Origin of the sequence: Paenibacillus paridis (assembly GCF_006345825.1) — a bacterium.
GTDB classification, from domain to species: domain Bacteria; phylum Bacillota; class Bacilli; order Paenibacillales; family Paenibacillaceae; genus Pristimantibacillus; species Pristimantibacillus paridis.
This window is the reverse complement of record NZ_VCIX01000074.1, coordinates 77452-101868: the sequence shown is the minus strand read 5'-3', so window position 1 is coordinate 101868 and position 24417 is coordinate 77452. Positions and strand designations below refer to the sequence as shown.

General features: G+C 46.8%; 21 protein-coding genes. 17 read left to right on the top strand and 4 right to left on the bottom strand.

What is annotated here, in order from left to right; genetic code table 11:
• Positions 1 to 889: 889 nt before the first annotated feature.
• From FJQ58_RS06285 to FJQ58_RS06265, 5 genes are all read left to right on the top strand, one after another.
• Positions 890 to 3169, top strand: a complete 2280-nt coding sequence (locus FJQ58_RS06285) for an amidase family protein (protein ID WP_238403845.1) — start codon at positions 890 to 892, stop codon at positions 3167 to 3169.
• A 94-nt stretch (positions 3170 to 3263) separates the two neighbouring features.
• Positions 3264 to 4913: an S-layer homology domain-containing protein gene (locus tag FJQ58_RS06280; RefSeq protein WP_139991577.1), complete on the top strand. Its 1650-nt coding sequence runs from the start codon at positions 3264 to 3266 to the stop codon at positions 4911 to 4913.
• Between the two features lie 234 nt (positions 4914 to 5147).
• Positions 5148 to 5804, top strand: coding sequence for an SDR family NAD(P)-dependent oxidoreductase (locus tag FJQ58_RS06275; protein ID WP_139991576.1), 657 nt, complete (start codon positions 5148 to 5150; stop codon positions 5802 to 5804).
• Between the two features lie 153 nt (positions 5805 to 5957).
• Positions 5958 to 7082 carry an NADH-dependent flavin oxidoreductase gene (locus tag FJQ58_RS06270; protein ID WP_139991575.1) on the top strand — a complete coding sequence of 375 codons (1125 nt, stop codon included), beginning with the start codon at positions 5958 to 5960 and terminating at the stop codon, positions 7080 to 7082.
• A gap of 294 nt (positions 7083 to 7376) precedes the next feature.
• Positions 7377 to 8999: an MDR family MFS transporter gene (locus tag FJQ58_RS06265; RefSeq protein WP_139991574.1), complete on the top strand. Its 1623-nt coding sequence runs from the start codon at positions 7377 to 7379 to the stop codon at positions 8997 to 8999.
• A 65-nt stretch (positions 9000 to 9064) separates the two neighbouring features.
• On the opposite strand, the gene FJQ58_RS06260 is transcribed toward FJQ58_RS06265, so the two are convergent.
• Positions 9065 to 9529 (bottom strand): MarR family winged helix-turn-helix transcriptional regulator, encoded by a 465-nt coding sequence (locus FJQ58_RS06260; protein ID WP_139991573.1) that lies wholly within the window; start codon positions 9527 to 9529, stop codon positions 9065 to 9067.
• A 105-nt stretch (positions 9530 to 9634) separates the two neighbouring features.
• On the opposite strand from FJQ58_RS06260, the gene FJQ58_RS06255 reads away from it, so the two are divergent.
• The 4 genes from FJQ58_RS06255 (at position 9635) to FJQ58_RS32260 (ending at position 11706) form a co-directional block, all read left to right on the top strand.
• Positions 9635 to 10051 carry a MarR family winged helix-turn-helix transcriptional regulator gene (locus FJQ58_RS06255; protein ID WP_162341347.1) on the top strand — a complete coding sequence of 139 codons (417 nt, stop codon included), beginning with the start codon at positions 9635 to 9637 and terminating at the stop codon, positions 10049 to 10051.
• A 52-nt stretch (positions 10052 to 10103) separates the two neighbouring features.
• A complete protein-coding gene (locus tag FJQ58_RS06250) occupies positions 10104 to 10850 on the top strand; it encodes a GTP pyrophosphokinase (RefSeq protein ID WP_139991571.1) in 747 nt (248 codons plus the stop codon).
• Between the two features lie 95 nt (positions 10851 to 10945).
• Positions 10946 to 11425: a hypothetical protein gene (locus tag FJQ58_RS06245; RefSeq protein ID WP_139991570.1), complete on the top strand. Its 480-nt coding sequence runs from the start codon at positions 10946 to 10948 to the stop codon at positions 11423 to 11425.
• A 104-nt stretch (positions 11426 to 11529) separates the two neighbouring features.
• A complete protein-coding gene (locus tag FJQ58_RS32260; protein WP_161601598.1) occupies positions 11530 to 11706 on the top strand; it encodes a hypothetical protein in 177 nt (58 codons plus the stop codon).
• Between the two features lie 55 nt (positions 11707 to 11761).
• On the opposite strand, the gene FJQ58_RS06240 is transcribed toward FJQ58_RS32260, so the two are convergent.
• On the bottom strand, positions 11762 to 12844 hold the full coding sequence (locus tag FJQ58_RS06240; RefSeq protein ID WP_139991569.1) for a Gfo/Idh/MocA family protein: 1083 nt from the start codon (positions 12842 to 12844) through the stop codon (positions 11762 to 11764).
• Positions 12845 to 13094: 250 nt separating this feature from the next.
• Between FJQ58_RS06240 and FJQ58_RS06235 the strand changes: the two genes are divergently transcribed.
• On the top strand, positions 13095 to 14810 hold the full coding sequence (locus tag FJQ58_RS06235; RefSeq protein WP_139991568.1) for an ABC transporter ATP-binding protein: 1716 nt from the start codon (positions 13095 to 13097) through the stop codon (positions 14808 to 14810).
• Positions 14811 to 14816: 6 nt separating this feature from the next.
• Here FJQ58_RS06235 and FJQ58_RS06230 read toward each other — a convergent pair whose 3' ends face one another.
• A complete protein-coding gene (locus FJQ58_RS06230) occupies positions 14817 to 16433 on the bottom strand; it encodes an AraC family transcriptional regulator (RefSeq protein WP_139991567.1) in 1617 nt (538 codons plus the stop codon).
• A gap of 117 nt (positions 16434 to 16550) precedes the next feature.
• The gene (locus tag FJQ58_RS06225; protein WP_139991566.1) at positions 16551 to 17543 is read right to left on the bottom strand and encodes an ABC transporter substrate-binding protein; all 993 of its coding nucleotides are present in this window, start codon (positions 17541 to 17543) and stop codon (positions 16551 to 16553) included.
• Between the two features lie 194 nt (positions 17544 to 17737).
• Between FJQ58_RS06225 and rpsN the strand changes: the two genes are divergently transcribed.
• The 7 genes from rpsN (at position 17738) to FJQ58_RS06190 (ending at position 24396) form a co-directional block, all read left to right on the top strand.
• Positions 17738 to 18007, top strand: a complete 270-nt coding sequence (gene rpsN / locus FJQ58_RS06220; protein ID WP_139991565.1) for a 30S ribosomal protein S14 — start codon at positions 17738 to 17740, stop codon at positions 18005 to 18007.
• Between the two features lie 44 nt (positions 18008 to 18051).
• Complete coding sequence (locus FJQ58_RS06215; protein WP_139991564.1) at positions 18052 to 18384, top strand: DUF3024 domain-containing protein; 333 nt, start codon at positions 18052 to 18054, stop codon at positions 18382 to 18384.
• A gap of 482 nt (positions 18385 to 18866) precedes the next feature.
• Positions 18867 to 19967 carry a Gfo/Idh/MocA family protein gene (locus FJQ58_RS06210; RefSeq protein WP_139991563.1) on the top strand — a complete coding sequence of 367 codons (1101 nt, stop codon included), beginning with the start codon at positions 18867 to 18869 and terminating at the stop codon, positions 19965 to 19967.
• A gap of 11 nt (positions 19968 to 19978) precedes the next feature.
• On the top strand, positions 19979 to 20869 hold the full coding sequence (locus tag FJQ58_RS06205) for a carbohydrate ABC transporter permease (protein WP_238403843.1): 891 nt from the start codon (positions 19979 to 19981) through the stop codon (positions 20867 to 20869).
• Between the two features lie 12 nt (positions 20870 to 20881).
• Positions 20882 to 21724: a carbohydrate ABC transporter permease gene (locus FJQ58_RS06200; RefSeq protein ID WP_139991561.1), complete on the top strand. Its 843-nt coding sequence runs from the start codon at positions 20882 to 20884 to the stop codon at positions 21722 to 21724.
• Positions 21725 to 21783: 59 nt separating this feature from the next.
• Complete coding sequence (locus FJQ58_RS06195; protein WP_139991560.1) at positions 21784 to 23145, top strand: ABC transporter substrate-binding protein; 1362 nt, start codon at positions 21784 to 21786, stop codon at positions 23143 to 23145.
• Positions 23146 to 23355: 210 nt separating this feature from the next.
• A complete protein-coding gene (locus FJQ58_RS06190) occupies positions 23356 to 24396 on the top strand; it encodes a LacI family DNA-binding transcriptional regulator (protein WP_139991559.1) in 1041 nt (346 codons plus the stop codon).
• Positions 24397 to 24417: the final 21 nt, after the last annotated feature.

The window sequence follows — 24417 nt, the reverse complement described above, 5'->3', positions numbered from 1 at the left end:
TGGACATGGCTGCCTACCATGAATGGCGAAACAACCGTTGATATCCATTCCGATAAGCTAGATGAGATTTTACACACAAATTTGGACTTGACCGAGTGTTGGAGAAATAGATCTAATTTATAGATCTAATCTGGTGCAAATAGCTAAAATTGATGAAATAGGTCTAAAAAATAGATCTAAATTAGCCCGGAGGATCCAATTAGGCAGAATCTGGCTCGGTTTTGGAGAAATAGATCTAATTTATAGATCTAATCTGGTGCAAATAGCTGAAATTGATGAAATAGGTCTAAAAAATAGATCTAATAAAGCAAGGTTTCCTCGAATGGGCAGCTAGCGGGGTTTTGGAGAAATAGAGAAGTTGAACGAAAGGAATGAAGTTTTGCGAAGCGAGAAGATCGTTCTAGAGCAACGCAGTGCTCGCCTTTGGAGTCAGATTCTTGCCTTTACATGTTTAAGTTAATCAAAGAATCTGGCTACAACAGAGTCCTTAAAGCATGATCTTCTCGCATAGTGATCAAAACGCAAATGGTTAATTCAACTGAACTAACTGCGCTTTTATTATATAAATAAGGAAGGCTTCCCGAACTTTCGGGAAGCCTTTTTGGCATGTCAGGTTATAAGCGTTTTCTATGTAATAGAGAGATAGGGAGAGAATGATAGAGGATTTGCTAGATTTTGAACTATGAAAGCGATTTTTCTGGCTAAAATCGATTTGATAAAGGGGTCAGCAGTAAATATACTAAATGATTATATGTTAGTTAATATAACATAAGATATAGAGATAGGAGATGGAAAACCTTTTTTCAGATCAAATTAGTAGTCTTGTAGTTGTTTGAGTGGAACAAATGTTAGTTTTATTTACATTTCGTAGGCGATTGAGGAGGATATGATGAAAAACTCATTAATGAAGAAGTTTTGTGCTGCTGTTGTGACGACCACCCTATTTACGAGTCTTGTTTTCATAGCCGCTCCAACCCGTACATATGCGCAGCAAGATGAGCCGGTTGCTGTAAATGAACAAGAAACAGAAAATATTATTACTCTCGCAGCGGGATCACCCGTTCTTGGCATTAGTGGCCCTGTACTGGCAAAAGTCGGCGAGCAGTTCCAGGTTAACGTTTCATTATCTTCTTCCGCCAGTGACGTGAAGGCTGGCAAATACACGATAGAGTACAATTCGGCCTTGTTTGAATATGTATCTTCCAGTCCGGCGACGGACAAGACGCAAATCCTCAGCGAAAATAAAGGCATTAGCCAAGTGACGATTGTTACTGCGGTTACGGGCAGTGCGCTTGCGGATGGGGAACAAGTATTGCACCTTTCCTTCATTGCAAAGGCGAGAGCCGGTGTAAATAACATAACGGTATCGGCTGAGCTTGGCTTGGGTGACGAGGGTACGACTTCGACGACACAAGCATCCACGCATGGCGTTGCGGTTACGGCAGACGAAACGGGAGTCAAGGGAGATCTGAACGGCAACAACGTCGTTGATATTGGTGATTTGGCCTTATTGATCGGATATTTCGGAATCGATTCAAGCAGCGCGGATTGGGCAAAGGCTGTCGCTGCCGATTTTGACGGGAATGGTATCATTGAAATCTCAGATTTGGCTGCGCTGGGCAAGCTTATCGTTTTTGATGCCGGCAAACCCTTTGAGGTGATGGAGGCCAGTGTTATGGATATTCAAAATGCGATGGAAGCCGGAACGCTAAGCGCTGTAGACCTGGTGAACCTGTATTTGGATCGGATCGCTGCGTATGATTCGGCAGGTCCGACGCTGAAATCTATTATTTCTGTCAACCCAGAGGCGTTAACAATCGCAGCAGAACTCGATCAAGAGCGCAAAACGAAAGGCCCCCGAAGCCTGCTGCACGGCGTTCCGATTATCGTGAAGGATAATTACAACACCATTGGTATGGCGACGACGGCAGGCTGTACGTGTTTGAAGGATAACTTTACGACGAGCGACGCGTTTATGGTGCAAAAATTGAAGGATGCTGGCGCGATTATACTGGCAAAATCCAATCTGCATGAATTCGCATTTGGTCTTTCTACAATCAGCTCGCTTGGCGGACAAACGCTGAATCCTTATGATCTGACTAAAAATCCAGGCGGCTCGTCCGGCGGTACAGGCGCAGCGCTTGCGGCAAACTTTGGCGTAATCGGCCTAGGCACGGACACGGGCGGTTCCATCCGCGTTCCATCCTCCTATAACAATCTGGTTGGACTTCGTCCAACGATTGGCTTAACCAGCCGGGAAGGCATCATCCCGCTGGCACTTTCACAGGATGTTGGCGGACCGATCGCCAGAACGGTAACCGATATCGCAATTTCGATGGATGTGATGAAAGGCTACGATCCGGAGGATGCTGCAACATTGTATAGTGTTGGCCGTACGCCTAGCACATATACGGCATTTTTGGATGCTGATGGTCTAAAGGGAGCGCGCATCGGAGTTATAGACGCGCTGCTAGGCACGAATGCGAAGGTTAAAGGTTTGACGGAGCAAGCGATCGCCGATATGGAAGCGGCGGGCGCAACGATTGTTCATGTTGAGGTTCCTAATTTAACTAAAATTTTAGGCTACAGCAGCTTAAGCGGCTTTGAATTCAAATCGCAGCTTAATGAATATTTTGAAAAATATATCAATAATGTACCTGGTACACTCGTGCCTTATCGTTCGCTAGGTGACATTATCGCATCGGAAACCGACCTGCTCGGCAGCCAATTGTCTTCTTACAAGACGAGAAATGCGATTGGTGATTTGAGTACGAATACGGATTATATGGACATTATTGTGAATCGTCCTAAAATCACTCAGACTTCGCTGCTTAAAACGATGACGGACAATGATTTGGATGCCCTTCTTTATCCGTCAACGGCAAACCCGCCTACGAGCTTGTCAACAACGAACGCAGGCAGTGCCAACCGACTTAGCCCGTTCTCTGGATTCCCAGCTATTTCGGTACCGGCAGGCTTTGTCGATAACGGCGCGCAGCCAAAGCTACCTCAAAACATTGAGCTGCTAGGCAGACCATTCGATGAGCAAACCTTAATCAAGCTTGCTTATTCTTTCGAGCAGCACACGCACCACCGTGAAGCTCCATCGACAACGCCGGCTCTTGTTGAAGGGCCGCAGACGCCGCCTGCACTTGTGCCTGCAGCTTAAACGGAAAATAGCAATTGGACGATGAAAGGGGCTGATCCAGCCCCTTTCATCCATCTATGCGCATCATTTCAACTTGAAAGGAAGAGATCTACCTATGGCACGTAAATGGCTTCTTCTGTGCAGCTCGTTACTTCTAATTATGCTCATGCTTCCCGTAGCAGCTTTTGCAGCTGAGACCCCTGCGGTATCTATTCTGGTTTCAAATGATCAGCCTGCCCTGGAGGAGAACATTCAAGTCACCGTTAAGGCGGAGCAGGTGACTGATTTGTATGCCTTCGAGCTATCCCTGTATTATGATCCGGCTCAGCTGGAATTTCAGGAAGGCAGCGAAAAAACAGAGCTAAAAGGCTTTGCTGTCCCTGTGAAGCAGTCAGAGGCTGGAGGTCATCATCTTATATTTGCCCATACGAAAACAGGAACGACCGCAAGCGTGAACGGATCGGCAGAGCTGGTTACTTTCACATTCGCAGCCAAAAAAGCTGCAAATGCCGTCATTACGCTAAAGGATGTTAAGCTTCTTGATTCGGGTCTGCATCAGATCGCGGCAGCGGCGGTTTCAGCTAATATCACCATTGCAGGCGGAGGTGGCGGAGGCGGATCAGTGCCTAGCCCAAGCCCAAGTCCTTCGACGGATACTGACGTGGTAGACGTAATATCTTCGCAGCTGGCCAATGCAACCGGCAGCACGGTAGTTGTTCAATTGCCAGAAAGCGCGACAAAAGTAAGGCTGCCTTATAACGCGTTTGAATTGCTCGGCAGCAAACAGCTCGAGGTAAATGCAGGCGAAATGAAGCTGCTTGTGCCAAGCTCGCTATTTAAGCAGCTTGAGGGAAAGGTTCCCGCTGAGCAGTTGAAGGATAGCGCCATTATTTTGAAAATCGAGACCTTAGTCAAAAGCCAAGCGGATGCCTTGCTTGCGTTAATTGCTTCCGAGTCCAAAGCAGGCGTGAAAGCAGGCGGAGACATTTATGAGTTTAATCTCTACCTTCAAACCAAGGATGGCGGAATGCACGAGTTGAAAGATTTTAACGAGGCGATGACGATTCATATCGCAGCCGGCAGCGGGATCGACTCCAAGCTTTCGAATATTTATTATGTGGCGGAAAACGGAAAGCTGGAATTTGTCGGTGGCGAGCATACTGGCGGCCAGATGAAAGCCCAAATTAGCCATTTTAGCAAATATGCATTATTGGAAATCAACAAATCGTTTGCCGATGTAAAGGCCGATTTCTGGGCAGCCTCCGTTATTAAGGAGCTGGCGGCCAAGCAAATCGTAACCGGAACGGGGGACATAACCTTTGAACCGCTGCGGAGCGTCACACGCGCTGAATTCACGTCGCTGCTCGTCAGAGCGTTGAAGCTTACGGAAACAGGCACTTCCACCTTTGCGGATGTGAAAGGTACGGAATGGTATGCAGCTGATATTAACATGGCGGTAAAAGCGGGCTTGATTCAAGGACGAAGCGCAGCGGTGTTTGCGCCAAATGAGAAAATTACGCGCGAAGAGCTGGCTGTCCTTGTGCTTAGGGCGTTCGAGCTCCAATCCGGTACAACAGCATCCGGTGGTGTTGCGGGTACATTCAAGGATGCAGCCCAAATTAGCGTATGGGCAGGCGCGGATGTGAGCAAGGCAGTAGAGCTTGGCTTGCTGCAAGGACGTACTAAGGATCAATTTGTGCCCAAAGGCATTTCCAACCGGGCCGAAGCCGCCCAAGTGATTTATAATTTGTTATTTAAGGTATAATGAAGGATCGTCCCTCTTGCCGGATATGATGAATGCCTAGCATTCTTCCCGCAAGGGGGATTTTTTTGTATTATGGGTCTGATTTTAATAACGTTATAGATTTTATGAATTAGCAAGAATAGGAAATGAATGTTAAAATCCGTTTACAGCAATGCGATTGGCTTGTAAGCAGCGGGAATATATTCTGTACCTTATTTGGTTGAAAAAAGCGAAAGCAATGAGGAGGACAAAAAAATGGGCAAACCTATATTGGTCATCGTAGGCGCGGGACCGGGCGTAAGTTCGGCTGTCGCCAAGAGATTTGGGAACGAGGGTTTTCGCGTCGTACTGTTGGCCCGAAGGGCTGAGGCGCTCAAAGGGTATACGAATGAGCTTAACGAGCTGGGAATCGAAGCGCATGGCCTGACAGCAGATGCGTCAGATCCGGCTTCTTTGTCAGCAGCATTCGAAACGATATACAAGCAGCATGGAGCGCCGGATGTGCTTGTTTATAATGCGGCGGTCATTTCTAGATTTAAGCCGACGGAATTGACGGAGACGCAGCTGCTTGAGGAGTTCAAAGTTAATGTGGTTGGCGCTTTGACGAGCGCGAAGCAAGTCATTCCGGATATGATCGCAAGAAATCAAGGCACCATATTATTTACCGGTGGCGGCTTGTCGCTATACCCTTCCGTGACGTCAGCTTCCTTGTCCATCGGCAAAGCGGGCATTCGTTCGCTTGCTTTTACTTTAGCGGATGAGCTTAAGCCGCATGGCATTTATGTTGGTACAGTAACGATTGGCGGCTATGTGCAGAAAGGCAGCTTTTTTGATCCAGATGCGATTGCCGAGCAATATTGGGTATTGCATACAAACCGGAATGAAAAAGAATATTTATATTTGCAAGCCTAATTCGCCATGCTAAGAAAGCATTTCGAGCTGAAAAGCCGAAATGTTTTTTTGTTTTGCTGCTTGACATCCGTAACTGTATAAATTAAGATTACAGTATTGAAAAAAGATACAGTTAAGTTTGCTGCTAAATAGATTGTGGGAGAGATGAATAAAATGAAATCAAACTATAAACCATTGTTCGAAAAAATATCGTTGCCTGGAGGCAGCGAGTTGAAAAACCGTGTCGTGATGGCACCTATGACGAATTTTTCTTCCCATGATGATGGAACGGTCTCCGATTCTGAGCTAGCTTATTATACGCGCCGTGCAGGCGGAGTAGGCCTTGTTGTTACGGCATGCGTCTATGTCACGCCCAACGGCAAAGGCTTCCAAGGTGAATTCGGAGCCCATAGCGATGAAATGATTCCTAGCTTAAGTCGATTGGCTGCATCGATTAAGGAAAAAGGGGCAAAGGCTGTGCTTCAAATCTTCCATGGCGGAAGAGAATGTCCGGTAAGCTTGGTGCCTGGAGGCGATGTTGTAAGTGCTAGTGCCGTAGCTTCCGAGCAAAATCCAAATGTCGTACCGCGCGCATTATTGGATGACGAAATCGAGTCGATCATTCGCGATTTTGGTGAGGCGACAAGAAGAGCGATTGAGGCCGGCTTTGACGGCGTAGAGATCCATGGCGCTAACGGTTATATTGTACAGCAATTTTTCTCCGCGCATTCCAATACGCGTGATGACCGCTGGGGCGGCAATGTGGAGAGCCGCCTTCGTTTTCCGCTTGCGATCGTAGATGAAGTGAAGCGGGTGGCAGCTGCCCATGCGAAGCAGCCTTTTATCGTTGGCTATCGTTTCTCGCCTGAAGAAGCAACCACGCCTGGGATTACGATGGAGGATACGTTCCGACTTGTTGATGAGCTTGCGACGAAAGATCTTGATTATTTGCATGTGTCGCTTATGGAATATTGGTCATTGCCTAGACGCGGGGCAGCCGAGTCGAAGACTCGCCTCGAATGGATTCAAGAACGCGTAGGCCACCTTGTTCCCGTCATTGGCGTTGGTTCCATCCACACGCCTGACGATGCCATCAAAGCTCTTTCAACAGGAGTTCCGCTTGTTGCCATCGGCAGAGAACTCATTGTCGAGCCAGATTGGGTGGAGAAGGTCGCAGAAGGACGCGAGGATGAAATAAAAACTACGCTTAGCAAGGCAGACCAAGACCGTTTGGTCGTGCCAACCCCGCTTTGGCAAGCAATCGTTCATACGCCGGGCTGGTTTCCGTTAGGCGATTAATATAGATGAAATCCACCCATAAGCTTTTTTAATAAGGCGATGGGGGGTGTTTGTGGAGTAAAGCGCGCGCGAAAAAAATGAACAAAAAAGGCAAGCCGAAGTACCTTCGGTTTGCCTTTTTTGTGTTCCGTATGGCGTTGGATTCCAGAGGAATCGCTTAGAAGATTTGGCAGTTGTCTTAGTACTAAAGTTATTGTATGATCATATAATAGGTTGGCAACCTAACTAAAATAGCAAATTAGTTTTGTCGCCAATGGGCCATAATAAATTAAAAGGTTTAGGAGTGTAGGGCATATGGAGCAATTAACGCAAAAGAAGAAAGTGACCATCATGATTGCTCTGATGGCGGCGATGTTCTTTGCTGCTATTAATCAGACGATTGTAAGTACAGCAATGCCTAGGATAATTGCCATACTTGGAGGGATTGAATATTATACTTGGGTCATTACCATTTATATGCTTACCTCCACGATTGCTACAGTGCTTGTCGGCAAGTTATCCGATATTTATGGACGGAAGCCATTCCTGTTAGTCGGGATTGTATTTTTCATTATTGGTGCCTTCCTTTGCGGCACATCGACAACCGTGTTTCAGCTTATTACTTATCGAGGCATTCAAGGTTTAGGCGGCGGTATTCTCATGTCGGCCACAGTCACAGCCGTCGGTGATTTATTCGCACCTCGGGAGCGGGCAAAATGGACCGGCATTATGATGGCTGTATTCGGCTTCTCGAGTGTCATCGGGCCAACCTTGGGCGGCTTCATGGTCGACCATATCGCTTGGAAGTGGATTTTCTGGATTTTCCTTCCCCTTGGCTTAGTTGCATTCGGTATGATTTGGTCCATGTTTCCAAAAACGGCTCGCAAAATAACGGAATCGATTGACTATGCTGGTTCCCTGTTATTGTCCCTTATGTTGGTTGTTTTGCTGCTTGGCTTCTCTTGGGCAGGTACAAAATACGCTTGGGGTTCTCCTCAAATCATTAGCATGTTTGCTGCAGCATTCGTTTTATTGGTCATTTTGCTGTTGGTTGAACGTAAAGCGAAAAGTCCGGTATTGCCATTGTCAATGTTTAAAAACAGTATCGTTACGATCTCGAATTCCATTGGCTTCTTGATGAATGCCGGCATGATGGGCGCGATGATGTACCTTCCGTTTTTCGTCCAAGGGGTTCTCGGCATTTCGCCTACCTATTCAGGCTTTGTCAATATGCCGATGTCCATCGCGATGATTTTCCTGAGCACATTGTCAGGACGTTGGATTTCCAAATCCGGTAAATATAAACGGTTTGCGATTGCAGGCATGCCGTTCATGGTTGTCGGCATGCTTATGATGGCCTTTATGAACAATGTCGGCGTTGCGGTAGCGGCAATGATCGTATTCGGGATCGGATTGGGTATTTCGATGCCTGTATTTACATTAACGGTTCAAAATGCGGTTGCTCCAACACAGCTTGGCGTTGCAACGGCTACAGCTACCTTGTTCCGTAACCTCGGCGGTACCATCGGGATTGCGGTGATGGGAACCGTAATGAACTCCACCATGTCAAGCAAGCTTGAGGCAGCCGTCAAAGCAGGCGAAGGACCGGATTTATCGCAGGTAGACGCTGAAACGGCTCAAAATTTATCCAGCTTCCTAAATCCGCAAATGCTGCTCGATCAGCCAAAGCTGAAGGAGCTGCATGCTACGCTGCCAGAACAAATTCAGCCTTTGTTTACGCATATTATTGAAATGGTACGCGGCGTGTTAAGTGAATCTTTAACGGTGGTATTCCTGTTCGGAATGTCGCTGCTCATCGTAGCGTTTGTGCTCGTGTTCTTCTTGAAAGAGATACCGCTTCGCTCTGCAAACGATGCGAAAGCGAAAGCAAGTCCTGAAACTGCAGACAAACTAAAAAAAGAGCCTGCTCTAAATTAACAGACTCCAAAAGAAGGGATTCCGCCAGCTGCAGTTTCTGCGACCAGCGGAATCCCCTTTGTGTGTTACAGGTCTTCATTGCGATTAGCGGACTCTAGATATTGGAATACTTCGTTCAGCATTTCGACCAGCTGATCGCTTTTTTCTTTGCCCAATTGATCAATCATGCCGGTGAAAATAGCTTGATAGCGATTTACCGCTTTCTGTGCAATCTGATCGCCTTTGTCCGTTAACGTGATCTCTGTTATTCTGCGATCATTCTTGTCGGCCGTTCTAATGAGATAGCCGGCAGCGATCAAGCTGTTGAGCATTTGGGTTACGGTAGGCGAGGTCACCTGCAGCATTTTACTGATTTCGGTTACGGTCGTGCCTGTCGTCCCTTTATCGTTGCTTTGCTTGACACATACGAGCATCCGGACTTCACTGGCCTTTAATCCGCCCCACATTGTTTTTTTGCGCCAATCCGCCCGGGCAAACTGCTGGAACACGTCCACAAGCGCCGGCATATTTTCATATTTATCTACGCTCATTCGATTCACCTCGGTGAATTTATTATACCGTTATACCGGTTGCCAAGGCAATTATAGTAACACATATACGATGAAGTCAATATGAGGCATGAAGAGGGGTGCAAAATGAACGATTACGAAGAGTGGAAGGAGTTATCCCCGCTTTTAAAGGGTGTCTACAAAAAGATAAAAGCGGAATGGTATAAAGGCATGGATTGCAGCTTTTCCATTAACCAGACGAGAATGTTACAATATCTTAGTAAGCACAGTCCGATGAAGTCAACGGATCTCTCGGAATTACTGTTCATTACTGCTGGCGGCGTCACGCTAATGGGAGACAAGCTTATAGAAAGAGGGTTGATCTGCAGATACCGCGGGGAAGAAGACCGACGGGTTGTCTATCTTGCCATTACAGATGAAGGCAGGACTTATATTGATTCATTTAAAGAGAATGATGAAATGATAATCCGCTATATAAACGAACGTATATCCAAGCAGGATTTGGCTCAATTAAAGAGAATATTTACGTTGCTTAATGATTAGCCCCTGACAAACGATCAGTTAGCCACAGCATGTGGGAGGAGAACAATAGTATATGGTCATCGATCAAATGCAAAAAATGAAAGATATGAAGCAGCAGGTTACTCGTTTTCTAATGATGTACAAGTTTGCGCTGCAGGAGCTGGAAACAAAAATCGAAATTTTGAAGGAAGAGTTCCATCTTCTGCACGATTATAACCCCATTGAGCATACGAGCTCACGGTTGAAATCGCCAAAGAGCATTCTGGAGAAGCTTCACCGCAAGCAAAGCGAGCTTACGTTCTCAAGCATTCGGAATAATATTAAAGATATTGCAGGGCTGCGGATTACTTGCTCGTTTATTTCTGACATCTACCGCATAAGCGATATGCTGAAAAATCAGAGTGATTTGAATCTGCTGGAAGTTAAAGATTATATCAAAAACCCGAAACCAAACGGCTATCAAAGTCTTCATCTGCTCATCGAAGTGCCGGTGTTCATTTCGGATCGTCGTGAGAACGTATGCGTAGAGGTGCAAATCCGCACGATTGCCATGGATTTCTGGGCTAGCCTGGAACATAAAATTTATTATAAATATCAGCAAGCGATTCCGCCCCGGCTATTAAGCGAACTAAAGGAAGCGGCGGATTCGGCTTCTGCGCTCGATCAGAAAATGGAGCGCCTTCATAACGAAATCGAAGCCATCAAGGAAGAACGGGAAAATGACATCGGGGATGAAATGATCCAGCTCTTGATGAACAACCAACGTTTCTCCATTCCGACGATGCTTATGGATTTGTTCGATGATGAACAGTTGAAATAAAAAGTAGTGAACCCCGAAGCAGTGACATAAAGTGAAAGTAGTGCAATTTATGCTACCAAGCGAAAATGCGCTGGTTGAAGGGTGGTCATGCGGCGATGGTCATTGCTAGCTTTCAAGCCTTTATCGAGGTGTTTGGTTTATCCATTTCAATGAGCCTGGTTGGCGGGCTTATCGGACATTTTGTGAAAAATGGCATTATCGAGCTGCCGAAGCTCGTCATCGAATACGATGAGGATGATTTAAAGCTGTCCTCGAACTGGCTGATGAAGTGGCTTCAACGCGTGTATTATTTTATTATTTTTGTCATTGGGTTTAGGGATAACAGCAATGCAAAGAAAAAGATTTTTTTTGATCTAGGCTTTTTGGGCGATTTGCTGATTGCCATAGGGACGGGGATTCTTGCGAAGACAGCGCTCTCCATGGCGAATACAAGCGATAATTTTGCGGTGGTGAGCAGCTCCTTGCTTGCAGGTTATGCGGGCTTATCCTATTTGAAGGGCAAGCAAAACAAAGAGTTTGCAGACCTTTTCCCGGAAGAAATAGATGACCCAAATCCGCGAACGCCACCGAAATAACATGCAAGTTTGCTTGCGATTTGCGTATAATGACCATAGAACATTAACTCGTGCCTTCTAGGGCAGTTATCTATCCTAAATTAACGTTAAGGAGGGTGGAGCATGTGGGGAAAAAATCGGTCAAAGTAACTCCTGAAGAAATGCAGGAGCTGAGGAAGCTAGCGGAGATTGTGAAAAACCCTCACCTTCCGATGTCTGACCGTCGAATTGCGAAGACGCAGTACGAGTCCATCATCAATTACGCCAAAAGCAGCAATCGGGGCATCATTACTTCTGTATAATCGGCAGGCACAAATAGTAAATCCGCTCTCATAAGAGAGCGGATTCTTTTTTTTGTTATGGCAATTCAATCGTAACCTCGCGTTTGCTTGCGGCAGAGCGGAGAACGCCGTCAATAATCGCTTGGTTGTACAATATTTCTGCACCGGGAATAGGGGCAGGGCGGTTTTCGGTAATCGCGGCAACAAAGTCCCTGACCTTCTCATCGAACAAATTCAATCCGTGCTCAATAACGGGAATATCCGATTGCGTGTGCTGATTCACGACATCATGAAAGAGCGTCATGCTGCCTACGCTGCCATCCCATACGCCACTCCATGGACCAATGCCTGCCGGCGTCACTTTTAGGCCGCCATCCGTACCGAGGAACATGGTTGCTCCGAGTGAATCCATGTGCATCGCCCAGCTGATTTTGTAGTTTAGCACAATATCTCCTTCAAGCCGGATCATCGCTACGCCAAAATCCTCGACTTCAAATTTTGACGCCTCTTTGTGGTAAAGCGGGTTTGTTCCGAAATGATTGGACGTGTAGGCCGAGACGGTCAATGGTTTCGGATAGCCGAGCGCATTAAGTGCCATGTCTAGAGAATAACAGCCGATATCAGCCATTGCGCCTGCACCCGCAAGCTCTTTGCTGATAAAGGTGCCGCCAGGCATTCCGCGCCGTCTGCCGCCGCCAGTTTCAACAAAATACACATTGCCTAGCTTACCAGATTGTACAATTTCTTTAATTAATGACATGTTCGGGTCATATCTAGGTTGAAAGCCTACAGTCAGCATCTTTCCGCTGCGCTCAGCAGCTTCTACCATTTCAATAGACTGCTGCAGCGTGACTGACATCGGCTTCTCGACAAGTACATGCTTGCCCGCGTTTAAAGCGTTTACAGACGTCTCATGGTGAGCAAAGTTAGGCGTGCATATGCTGACGCCATCCAAATCAAGCTCCAGCAGCTTGCGGTGATCCTCGAATGCAGTGGCATGGACGAGCTCTTCCTGCTCGATGAATGCTTGTGCTCTGCCGGGCAAGCTATCAGCTACGGCTACGATTTCTACGTGCAGCGGCATTTTTTTATAGGCTGAAGCGTGCGCTCTTGCTATGCCGCCGCTTCCGATAATTCCAATTCGTATCGTTCTCGTCATTCGATTTCCCTCTTTTCATTGTGTTGCTTCTACTTTAGCACAGCTGCAGGGCGCATGAAATTGTGAGAAAAGGACATGGAATCTACAAAATCATGACATCGAAGGGGGGGATTAGTCTTCATTTTGTACAAAAAAATGCTCACGTTTGTCCATTGCCACCCAAAGCAATAATGCTATACGATAAAACAGATGTAATTGATAACGATTTTCATTTACACATATTATAAATAGGATAGGAAGGAAGTTGTTTATGCTGCGCCGTTTTTTTGCTTATTACAAGCCTTACAAGAAGCTATTTATTTTGGATTTCTCCTGCGCAATATTGGCCGCGTTGCTGGAACTTGCTTTCCCGCTTGCGGTCAACCGCGTCGTTGACGACTTGCTGCCGAGCGGCAACTGGAAGTGGATCTTGTATGCGTGTATCGCTCTGCTCGCTATTTACATATTTAGCTCCGCGTTGCATTACGTGGTTACCTATTGGGGACACAAGCTGGGCATAAATATTGAATCGGATATGCGAAAGCAGCTGTTCGACCGTGTACAGAAGCTAAGCTTCCGTTTCTTTGACAACAATAAGACCGGCCACCTAGTTTCGCGTATGACGAATGACTTGATGGATATCGGAGAGATTGCCCATCACGGGCCGGAGGATCTGTTTATTGCCTTGATGACGCTCACCGGCGCATTCGCGATCATGCTAAGCATCAATTGGCAGCTTGCCTTAATGACGTTTATTATCATTCCGCTTATGATCTATTTATCACTGTATTTCAGCCGGAAAATGTCGGCGGCATTCAAACGGATGTTCTCCGATATTGCCGATTACAATGCGCGCGTTGAAAATAACGTAAGCGGCATTCGCGTAGTGCAAGCTTTCGCTAACGAAAAGCATGAAATGGCTCGTTTTGCTGAAAATAACGGCCGATTCCGCTTGACGAAGCTGGTTGCATACCGCGTGATGGCATGGAACTCATCGATCAGCTTTATATTGATGAGATTGATTTCTTTGTTCGTTCTCGTATGCGGCACTTGGTTTGTTATCCAAGGGCAAATGAGCTACGGTGAGTTTATTGCGTTCGTTATGCTCTCTAACGTATTCTTAAGCCCCATCCAACAAATTAATTCGGTTATCGAAACGTATCCAAAAGGGATTGCCGGATTCAAGCGTTACTTGGAGCTGCTCGAAACAGCGCCTGATATTGACGATGCTCCGGATGCAGTGGCCATGAGCAGCGTGAAAGGCGATATTCAGTTCAAAAATGTTACCTTTGGTTATGAGAATAAAGATAAAGTACTGAAGGGACTAAACCTGTCCATTCGCGCAGGTGAAACGGTCGCGTTAGTTGGCCCTTCTGGAGCAGGTAAGACGACGCTTTGCAGCTTGCTGCCGCGTTTCTACGATGTGGAGGAAGGCTCTATCGCAATTGATCATGTAGATATTCGCAAAATGACGCTGGAATCCTTGCGTTCGAATATCGGCATTGTTCAGCAGGACGTATTCCTCTTTGATGGAAGCATCAGAGAAAATATTGCCTATGGCAAGCTTGGGGCGTCGGACGAGGAAGTTATGCAGGCTGCGCGCCAGGCACAGCTGGAGGAGCTTGTATTGTCGCAGCCTGAGGGGCTTGATACGTTGATAGGGGAGAGGGGCGTCAAGCTCTCGGGAGGCCAGAAGCAGCGGCTTTCGATCGCCCGTATGTTCTTGAAGAACCCGCCGATACTCATTTTGGATGAAGCGACCTCAGCGCTCGATACCGAGACGGAGGCAGCCATCCAGCTCGCCCTTGCCGAGCTGTCACGCGGCCGCACGACGCTTGTCATCGCCCATCGCCTGGCAACGATTAAGAATGCCGACCGAATTGTGGTCGTTGCTGAGCAAGGGATTGCCGAGCAGGGCAATCATGAGGAACTGATCATTGCCAAGGGCGCATACAGCCGCCTTCACCAAGCGCAATTTGGCGCTTAAGAAATTTCAAGAGGTTTGGATGAGCAGCTCGGGGAGAAGCGATAACAGCTTCTCTCTCGTAGCTGCATCCTCATAGTTCCAGTCCTGTTCGTTCAACAAATAGCTGTACCCGTTCTTAACGGCAGGAAGGTTTCTCCATAGCGCGCTGCTCATAAGCTCTTCCATGGCACCCCGAGATTCTGGGCTCTCGGGAAGTATCATAAATACACGGTCACCTGCATAATGATGAATCGTTCTGGCCGTGATTTCTTTATATGGCCTGCCTGATCGGATCACTTCCTGGGTCTTGCCAGCTGGGCGGAAGCCTTTGGGGTGGTACAAGATCGAAGATAAACCAATATTGCCCATAACAAATAGCCGTTTACCCCGGTGAAAGACGAATACGGAAGCTGTTTCTTCCGGACCTACAAATTCCCGAAGCTGCTGCCACATAAATGACGTGCTGCTGTTATGACGAAGAAGCCATTGTTGGGCTTCTTTTTTTTTGCCAAACCACTCCCCAAGCATCATCAATCTGGCATCTAGCGAGCCGCGTGAATTATAGGTAAGAGTAGGGGCAATCTGCGATATTTTGGCGTACAGCTTCTCATCGGAATGGTCGAAAATAATTAAATCGGGTGAGAGCCGGGTAGCTTCCTCTTCACTGATAGGCGTATCTTTGCAGAACATTTGGTCTCCGACTAGCGGAATATCCAGCATCTTCATATCGCCTACGGATTCCCCGCAATAAAGTACGCGGCTAGGCTGCGAAGGGATTCGCACTTCATGTCCGATCCAGTCCTTTACAAGAATGTTTTGACTCATAGATATAGCGTATTGTCTGGGAGAATAACCGGTCATCAGACGGAAGCGCCGGCTAAAATAATACTCGTCCGCAAAGCCGACGCGCTCAGCGATTTCCCGGAGCGGATTTTCGGTATGAACCAACCATTCCTTCGCGCGGTTAATTCGAAGCTCCGTTAAATAATCCAACGGCTTTTTGCCGGTCAGCTCCTTGAAAATGGACGTATATTGCCAAGCGGGTACATGGGCCATCTGGGCAAGCTGCCTGACGGTAATATTATCTTGAAAATTCATTTCCATATATGCAATGGTATGCTCGACGGTTTGCGCGGAGCTTGCCGCGGGTTCGAACTTTAAATTATGCTCAAGCAAAAAAGCGATGACCGTCTGAAAATGCATCTGCTGGCGATGAGCTTCCTTATCGTCACGGCTCGTTTGGCCGATATTAAGCTGATTGATGAGGTCCGTCCAATGTACGAGCGGATAGGTACGCAGCTCTTGCCGGTCAGCGAACAAAGGCTTGACGAATGGCTGGGCAATTCCGTTCTCGACATGGAAAACATGAAAGCAGATTCGGTAAAACTCGATTTTGCTATCCTCGCTGCTCTCAAATTGGTAGGAGGTGGAGGGGGAGAGTAGGAATGAGCTTTCCGGTGTAAATAGGCAGCCCTGTTCTCCGGTATAAAGGTGGCCGCTGCCGCTTTTGAATACAATCAGCATATGGCTCGAGGCCATGTCCTCGGCTAACACAGCGCCTTCCGAATAGCTGAACAGCTCCATATCTATAAAATGAAAAAGCAAGGATCGCAGCGGTAAAGCGGCTAATGGCGATGCAGACATGATACAGCCTCTTTTCAGTATTGAGAATAATTATCAATTAATTTGATTATAGACAAAAAGAAGAAGCTTTTCAACAGATGTTGAAGAGCTTCTTCGAATTGTTAGTAAACTAGGGCATTATTTATTCAAGAGCACTTTCGGTAGCTCTTCAATGAGCCATTCTCTTGAAGTAGCATCGCTGGATGCTTTGTTAATATCAATGGTATAGACCTGTCCGCTTTGGGCTGCGGGAAGCTTCTTCCAGATTTCGCTTTCGAGCAGCTCGTTGGTCGATTGCTGAGCTTCTGGAACAACGGGATTCAGAATGAAAATCCGATCCCCTGCATATTCGGACAGCAGCTCGGGAGATATTTCTGCAAAGCCGGTTTCTTTATCGAGCAGGTCTTGAATAATTGGCGTGGGCTTAAAGCCGCCTTCTTCATATAAGAACTGTGGCAGGCCGGCGATGGCCATAATGAAGAGTCGGTTGCCCGGATACATCGTGAACACAGAAGCCGTTTCACCTTCTTTTATGCCGCTCTCATGCAGCTGCTTCCACATGCTGGCCGTTTTTTCTTTGTATGCGGCCAGCCAGTCTTCAGCCTCCTGTTTCTTATTCAGCAGGTCCCCAAGCGTACGCATCCGCACATCGAGCTTGTCAAAGGTGTTGAAGGTTACGGTCGGAGCCACTTTAGAGATGGCCTCGTACTGCTGTTCGTCTGAATTAGAGAAAATAATCAAGTCAGGCTTGAGCGACAATGATTTCTCTACGCTTAACGGAAAACCAACATCCTCGGCATCCGGCAATAGATTTTCCATGACCGTACCTTGAATAGCATCCGTCATAATGCCAATGGGCTTAACACCCAATGCAAGCAGGTCACCCGTTGTTTCGCCGTGATAAATGACACGCTGCGGGGTTGTAGGAACCTCGACCTCATGCTTGGTCCAGTCAGTAAACATACGGGTTGTTTCTGCCGCTTGTTCTGTTGTGGTAGGTGCTTCTGTCGTTTCTGCAGTAGGGCTCGCAGTATTTACAGATTTGTTCTCGTTGCTGCCGCAGGCTAGCAATAATGCCCCCATTAATGTAAATGTAGCCAAAATAGCAGCGGGTTTCGTGCCTCGATACATGTTATTTCTCCTCCGATAAATAAATTGATGTAAGATAATGAGAATCATTATCGATGTATACAATCGTAATGGAATGATTGCCGGTACTCAATGGACAAAACGAAGCAGGCCATTTTATTTTGTCCAAGTCTTTGCAAACGATGAATGATCTGATATATTTAATTAGTAATAATTACGAATAAAGAGGGAGAGCTATGGCTAAAAAATCTAAAGTGGTCAAAGAGCAGCAAAGACAAGCGCTTGTCGCCAAGTATGCGGATCTTAGGAGAGAACTGAAGGAGAAGGGGGATTATGCGGCTTTGCAGAAGCTGCCTAGGGATTCATCGGCAACCCGACTGCATAACCGTTGCGAGCTGACGGGACGTCCTCACGGCTATTTGAACAAATTCAAAGTATCTCGGATTAAATTCCGCGAGCTTGCCCATGCCGGTCAAATCCCTGGCGTCAAAAAAGCAAGCTGGTAGGCAATCTCTGCTTTTTACAAGATTCAAAGAGGTGATTCTTGATCATGGATCCATTTACCCTAAGAAGAATCGAGTCGATTATGGATGGCTATATTCATCAGAAGGTTCCTGGCGATTTAAAGGTATCTGTTAGACTGAAGCATGAAATTGTAGACAATCAGCTGACGTTGGCAGAGGAGCGGGCAACCTCGCTGCGAAATGAGTGGGAGCGTGTCGATATCGTACAATTTCGTTTCGAATCGCAGCAATGGAAAGTGTACGCGAAGAACGGTGAAAATACATGGTCTTTTGTAGAAATCATTTCTCCGAGCGAAGATTTCGAGCGACAGCTTGAACAAGTGGAGATTGATCGGGAAGGGTTGTTTTGGAAGTCTTGAGACTTTCCTTGAAAGCGGCTATCCCACAGCTGGCTGGACATTCGATAATCCGATAGGGTTCAAAAAAATAGAAAACAAAAGCAAACGGTCGGTACCCGAAATGAGGGTGCCGGCTTATTTTGGTTATTCTGAACGATATTTGGCTGATATCGTAAGAAAAAAGAGGGAAATACGAATCTAACACGCAAATAACATGCTGTAATTTGCGGCAAATGAAAAAGCTTACATTTTTCATGATAACTGATTTTGAAATCGGAATACCGTAATGACTAACAAAAAAGCGCCAATACTAGGGCGTATTTAGCTATATTTATATTTTCGTGATATTTGCCGCAAATATAAGAAAATAATTAGCCAAAAAATATTGACAATATGAAAAAATTGCATTACTATCAAAACATGAACTGAAGCTGGTTAGCTTATCTGACATCTATTTTTTGGTAACGGGATTGGCGCAAAAAATGACAACGGAGTGTGCGGACATGGGAAAGATTAGAATGGCATTTATCGGTGTTGGTGATATGGGCTCGCATCATTGCATCGGCTTTGACAGGCTGGAAGAATGCGAGGTGAAGTATATATGCGACATGAATGAATCCAATGTTGCGCGTACACTGGCGGAGCTAGCGAATAGTGAGCCGGTGATTTGCACGGATTATCGCGAGCTGCTTGGCAAAGAGGATTTAGATGCGGTCGTCATCAGCGTTCCGAACTATTTGCACAGAGAAGTAGCGGTTGCATTCTTGGAGGCCGGCAAGCACGTCTTTCTGGAGAAGCCGGTTGCCCATACGCTCGAGGATTGCGATGCCATAATCGAGGCTGCGGAGCGGCATGACCGCATTTTGCAAATCGGCCTTGTATATCGTTATTCGAATCTGTATCGCAGGATGGCTAAGGAGCTGGAGAAGGGACGCCTTGGCGATGTGAAGTTAATGTGGTGCAAGGAGTTCCGCGACCCGTTTCCGCCCACGGATTGGTTCTATGACAAATCCAAATCGGGAGGGGCAATTGTCGAGAAGGATTGTCATCACTTTGATATTTTTAACTGGATGATTAAAGCAAAGCCCGTTCGGGTGTTTGCTTCGGGAGGCCAGCATGTGATGAAGCAGGGGCAGGAAAATCGGATTACCAATTCGTACAGCCATTATCCTGCCAAAAACATTGCGGATACGTCGATCGTCGACCATGCCTTTATCACCGTGGATTACGATAATGGAAGCAAAGCGAATCTCGGTTTGTGCATGTACCTTAAGCCAAGAAATTTAATGGGAGAAGGACTTGAAATTGGCTTAATCGGGGAAAATGGTGGACAAATGGTGGCTAAGAACGATAAGACGATTGATATCGTTGGCGGTGAGGACTTCACGAAGGATCATCTTGAGATGGATGTAACCTCGGACTCGATCATGGGTGGACATACTGGCGGGCAAACCCAGCGCATTGAGTTTATCAAATGTATTCATGAAGGAAAACAGCCTTTCGCAACTGCGCAAATTGGAAGAGATGCGCTCTTGATTGCCCTTGCTGCAGAAAAGTCCATTCTTGAGGAACGGTATGTCTATTTGGAAGAACTAACGAGCTAAGGGGTGTCATGATGAAGAGCTTGAGGAAGTATGACACATTATTGTTTTTTCTGTTCATTATGCCGTGGATCATCGGATTTATAACCTTTTTCCTTATTCCGTTTGGGACGTCGGTGTTTTATGCCTTTACCGACGCGAAGCTGCCTGGCGCGGTTAATTATAACTTTGTCGGCTTCAGCAATTTCATTCATATGATCGATGATCCGATTTTTATGAAAAGCTTGCTCAATACGATGTATTTCGTCGTATTCGGTGTTCCGATTGTAACGACGGGAATGCTGCTGCTCGCTTTGCTGCTGAATTTTAACGTAAAAGGGATCGCATTGTTCCGTACCTTCTACTATTTGCCTACGCTTGTCCCAATCGTGGCCACGGTCATTATTTGGCGGCTTGTATTCAACTCCGAGTTTGGCATTTTAAATGCGGGTCTTAGCATCTTCGGAATGGATAAAATCGACTGGATCGGCGGAGAGCATACGATTAAGCCAGTCATTATCCTGCTTCAGGTCTGGATATCCGGCAGCGGTGTTCTGATCTTTCTGGCCGCGCTCAAAAATGTCCCGAGGCATCTCTATGAAGCGGCTGAGATTGATGGAGCAGGCAGGCTCAGAAGCTTTTTCTCGATTACGCTCCCCATGATCAGTCCATCGATTTTATTTGTCATTATCATTCAAACGATGTACAACTTTCAAATGTTTACAGAAGCTCTATTGCTCTCGAAGGGTGGACCTAACTACGCGGCTTATACGTTCGTGTACAACATTTATAAGTCGGCCTTTACCGATCTGAAGTTCAGTATGGCCATGTCGCAATCGATATTCTTATTTGCCTTGATCGCGCTGGTTACCTTTGTGCTAATGAAGCTGTCCAACCGTTTTGTCTATTACGAGGGTGAGAAATAGGGGGAAACACATATGAATGGCGGACAAAAAACCAGCCTGGCCGGCACAACGCTGAAATATTTCTTGCTGTGCGCGACACTGATGCTGTTTGCCGGGCCTCTCCTCTGGATGCTCTCGACGATGATGAAGACAAAGATGGAAACCTACAAGGTTCCTCCATCCATATTGCCGGAGCAGCTTACCTTTGAGGCCTTTGACCGATTATTTACCGTACAGCCGCTCATGTGGAAGTGGATACAAAATTCGTTTGCGATATCGATCTTTGTTGCGCTTGGAGCGGTCATTTCCAGCTCGATCGTCGCCTACGGCTTCTCGCGGTTTGCCACGAAATATAGAGACAAGCTGTTTCCGATAGTATTGCTGACGCTAATGATCCCGCCTTCCATCATGATGATTCCATCCTATGTGCTTTTTGCGAAGCTGCACTGGATCGACACCTGGCTGCCGCTCATCGTACCTGCATGGTTAGGCGGAGCCTATTATATTTTCTTGTTCCGGCAGTTCTTTCTTACGATTCCGCAGGAGCTGGATGAAGCGACCTATCTCGATGGAGGCAACCGCTGGACGGTGTATGCGAAGGTTATCATGCCGTTATCTAAGCCCATTATCATGACGACGATCATTTTTGCGTTCGTTAATTCGTGGCTCGATTTTCTAGGGCCGTTCCTGTATATCAAAAACAACGAGCTGTTTACTCTCAGCGTAGGTCTTCAAATGCTGATCGGACAGACGAGCCAGGATTTCCCGGCGCTTGCCGCCGGCGCATTCATAAGCATTATTCCGATTGGGCTGCTGTACTTTTTTGCTCAGCGTTACATTGTTGAGGGGGTGGTCCTTACAGGATCGAAAGGATAGCCGTATGAGTTAGGCTCGTGTTTATTGTCTTCCAAACTATTGTAAAAGGGGAACTTTACATGAATACGAAACGCAGATGGATGTTCAGTGCTTGGGTTATGGTTTTGGCAACGGCAGTAATCCTTTCAGGTTGCGGCAGCAATAATGGCAGCAGCGGCACGAATGCTCCAAACAAGCCTGACGGAGGGAGCGGAACAGCGCCTTCCGGCGAGCCTGTAACGATTACTTATTCCCAGTGGGGAACGGCAGAGGAACTGCAGCGTACACAGGAACTTCTTAATAAATTCATGGAAACGAATCAAGACATTAAAGTAAAGCTGGAAGGCAAGGATTGGGGCAGCTACTGGGATGGACTGACAGCCAATGCCGCTGGCGGCACGCTGCCGGATGTGTTTAAAACCAGCTATGCTTACATTGAAAAATATGCAGAACTCGGTATTTTCAAAGAGCTGGATGGGCTGCTGGCTGCGAACTCTTTCGATCTAGCTAATATTGATGAAAGTTTGCTGGGTCTGCATAAGTATCAGGAGAAGCAGGTTTCACTGCCGATCGATGCCAATGTGATCGTGTGGTATTACAATACGGCGCTGTTTGCGGATTCCAAAACAAATCCTTATGGCGCGGCGATGCCAAGCCTTGAACCTACATGGGCTGAAATCGTAGATATCGCCACGAAAATGACGCTCGATAAAAACGGTAAGCATGCTGGCGAAGCTGATTTTGATGCCAAAAATATTGTGCAATGGGGCATGTCCATCTCTCCTGGCTCTACGATGGATTGGTTTCTGGAGCCCGAGCTGTGGTCGAACGGCGCCAAATTAGTTAATGATGACGGCTCGCTCGCACTGGATACGCCTGAAGCGCTTGAAGTACTTAACTTTTTTATCGACCTGACCAAGAACAAGAAAATAAACACGACGCCAGCACAAATCGAAGGCTTGGGCGGCCAAGTTAATCTAAGCATTACGACGGGCAAGGTTGCTATGAATCCAGGCGGCAACTGGAATACAACGAATTACAAAGAAGCTGGCATTAAATACGGCATCGCTTATTTGCCGAAGTTTAAGACGAACCAAACGGTCGTTCAGCCGGCAGGCATGGCGATCAGCGCGAATACGAAGCATGAAGAGGCTTCCGTTAAATTGCTTTCATGGCTTGCTGGTCCAGAGGGCCAAACCGAGCTTGCAAAGCAGGGCTACTCCATTCCGGCGAACAAAGCGGCAGCGGATGCTTATATTCAAACCGCGGGCAGCGAGAATAAAATTTTCCTTGATGCGCAGCAATACGGAATCATCTCGCCGTTTACGGCGAAAAAAACCGACTTGGTATGGACGTATGGCGAACAGGCATTAAAGCTGCCGCTAGCGGGTGAAGGCGACCTGCAAGCCGCCATTAGCGATTTGGCATCCAAAGTCAAATAGCAGCTGTCATTATCAGGCTGTGAAGAAAAAGTAGGGCAAACGCTGGAATGGCGTTTGCCCTGCTTTTTATGCTAGATGCGCTTGAATTCTTGACATCCTAATCCAAGCAATATAAAATTAAATTTGCCGCAATTTTTTGTGAGGAATGTAAAAGTTGCCCCAATAAAGGTAGCGTGCCTAGATTTTGTTTTGTGGAGAGAGGGCTGGAAAATGGCTAAACTGAAAGATATTGCGGATCGGGTTGGCGTATCCATCTCGACGGTATCACGAGTGATGAAAAATGACGCCAACCGGTCGGTTAGCGATGAGACGCGCAAAAAAATTTGGGAAACGGCAGAGCAGCTCGGCTACCGGACGAATCGTGCACCAAAGACGAAAAAAAATGAATCCAAAAGCGCGTATCATATTGGCTGCGTCGTGGCGATTCCACAAAATAAATATAACAATCCTTATTTCTCGGTTATTTTGGAAGGCATTGAAAAGGCGCTTGCCGCAGCGGGAATGCGCCTTGAATTTGTATACAGCATTGAAAATGAATCGGATGTCGATCAGCTTCGCACGCTCATTAAGGAGCATCGCATTGACGGCATGCTTGTGGTGGAACGCATCGATTCCGAAGCCTACCAATGGATAAAAGCGAACGTAAGGGCTGTCGTAGGCGTCGATATTTCGGACAAAGAGGTTCCCGTTGTCAGCTATGATCGCGTAGCCGCGGCCAAGGAAGCGGTTCAGCATTTGATTGAGCAGGGACACCGGCAAATCGGTTACATTGGCGGGGCGGAGCTGGATGACGATTTCCGTGATGAGAAACGTTTTTTAGGCTATCAAAGCGCAATGAAAGAAGCGGGTCTGCCTATTTATGATCATTGGGTGATCGATGTCAAATGGGATGTGGCCTTAAGCTATGAGCTGACGAGGCAGGCGTTCGAGAAAAACGACCATACGCCAACGGCAATTTTTGCCGCGAGCGATATGATGGCGATAGCCGCAATGCGGGCCGCAACGGAACGCGAGCTGAAAATTCCGGACGACATCGCTTTTTTTGGCGTAGACAATATAGAAATATCGGAATTCACCTCGCCGCCGCTATCAACCATTCACGTTCCCAAGCTGGAGATGGGAATGTTTGCCGTTAAGCTATTGCTTGATTATTTGGAGAATCAATATACGATTCCGGTTAAAATGATCATTCCGTACCAATGCATGCTGAGGCATTCAACGAGATCCAAAATTGAACGCGCTATTAAATAGCAGGAGCTGATTATCCTTAAC

Coding starts and splice junctions, on each gene's coding strand:
- FJQ58_RS06240 (WP_139991569.1), bottom strand. CDS start 12,844: ATGACGAGAACGATACGAATTGGAATTATCGGAAGCGGCGGCATAGCA.
- FJQ58_RS06270 (WP_139991575.1), top strand. CDS start 5,958: ATGAAATCAAACTATAAACCATTGTTCGAAAAAATATCGTTGCCTGGA.
- FJQ58_RS06250 (WP_139991571.1), top strand. CDS start 10,104: ATGGTCATCGATCAAATGCAAAAAATGAAAGATATGAAGCAGCAGGTT.
- FJQ58_RS06225 (WP_139991566.1), bottom strand. CDS start 17,543: ATGTATCGAGGCACGAAACCCGCTGCTATTTTGGCTACATTTACATTA.
- FJQ58_RS06260 (WP_139991573.1), bottom strand. CDS start 9,529: ATGAGCGTAGATAAATATGAAAATATGCCGGCGCTTGTGGACGTGTTC.
- FJQ58_RS06275 (WP_139991576.1), top strand. CDS start 5,148: ATGGGCAAACCTATATTGGTCATCGTAGGCGCGGGACCGGGCGTAAGT.
- FJQ58_RS06210 (WP_139991563.1), top strand. CDS start 18,867: ATGGGAAAGATTAGAATGGCATTTATCGGTGTTGGTGATATGGGCTCG.
- rpsN (WP_139991565.1), top strand. CDS start 17,738: ATGGCTAAAAAATCTAAAGTGGTCAAAGAGCAGCAAAGACAAGCGCTT.
- FJQ58_RS06235 (WP_139991568.1), top strand. CDS start 13,095: ATGCTGCGCCGTTTTTTTGCTTATTACAAGCCTTACAAGAAGCTATTT.
- FJQ58_RS06265 (WP_139991574.1), top strand. CDS start 7,377: ATGGAGCAATTAACGCAAAAGAAGAAAGTGACCATCATGATTGCTCTG.
- FJQ58_RS06190 (WP_139991559.1), top strand. CDS start 23,356: ATGGCTAAACTGAAAGATATTGCGGATCGGGTTGGCGTATCCATCTCG.
- FJQ58_RS06215 (WP_139991564.1), top strand. CDS start 18,052: ATGGATCCATTTACCCTAAGAAGAATCGAGTCGATTATGGATGGCTAT.
- FJQ58_RS06200 (WP_139991561.1), top strand. CDS start 20,882: ATGAATGGCGGACAAAAAACCAGCCTGGCCGGCACAACGCTGAAATAT.
- FJQ58_RS06230 (WP_139991567.1), bottom strand. CDS start 16,433: ATGTCTGCATCGCCATTAGCCGCTTTACCGCTGCGATCCTTGCTTTTT.
- FJQ58_RS06285 (WP_238403845.1), top strand. CDS start 890: ATGAAAAACTCATTAATGAAGAAGTTTTGTGCTGCTGTTGTGACGACC.
- FJQ58_RS06255 (WP_162341347.1), top strand. CDS start 9,635: ATGAACGATTACGAAGAGTGGAAGGAGTTATCCCCGCTTTTAAAGGGT.
- FJQ58_RS06195 (WP_139991560.1), top strand. CDS start 21,784: ATGAATACGAAACGCAGATGGATGTTCAGTGCTTGGGTTATGGTTTTG.
- FJQ58_RS06280 (WP_139991577.1), top strand. CDS start 3,264: ATGGCACGTAAATGGCTTCTTCTGTGCAGCTCGTTACTTCTAATTATG.
- FJQ58_RS06205 (WP_238403843.1), top strand. CDS start 19,979: ATGAAGAGCTTGAGGAAGTATGACACATTATTGTTTTTTCTGTTCATT.
- FJQ58_RS06245 (WP_139991570.1), top strand. CDS start 10,946: ATGGTCATTGCTAGCTTTCAAGCCTTTATCGAGGTGTTTGGTTTATCC.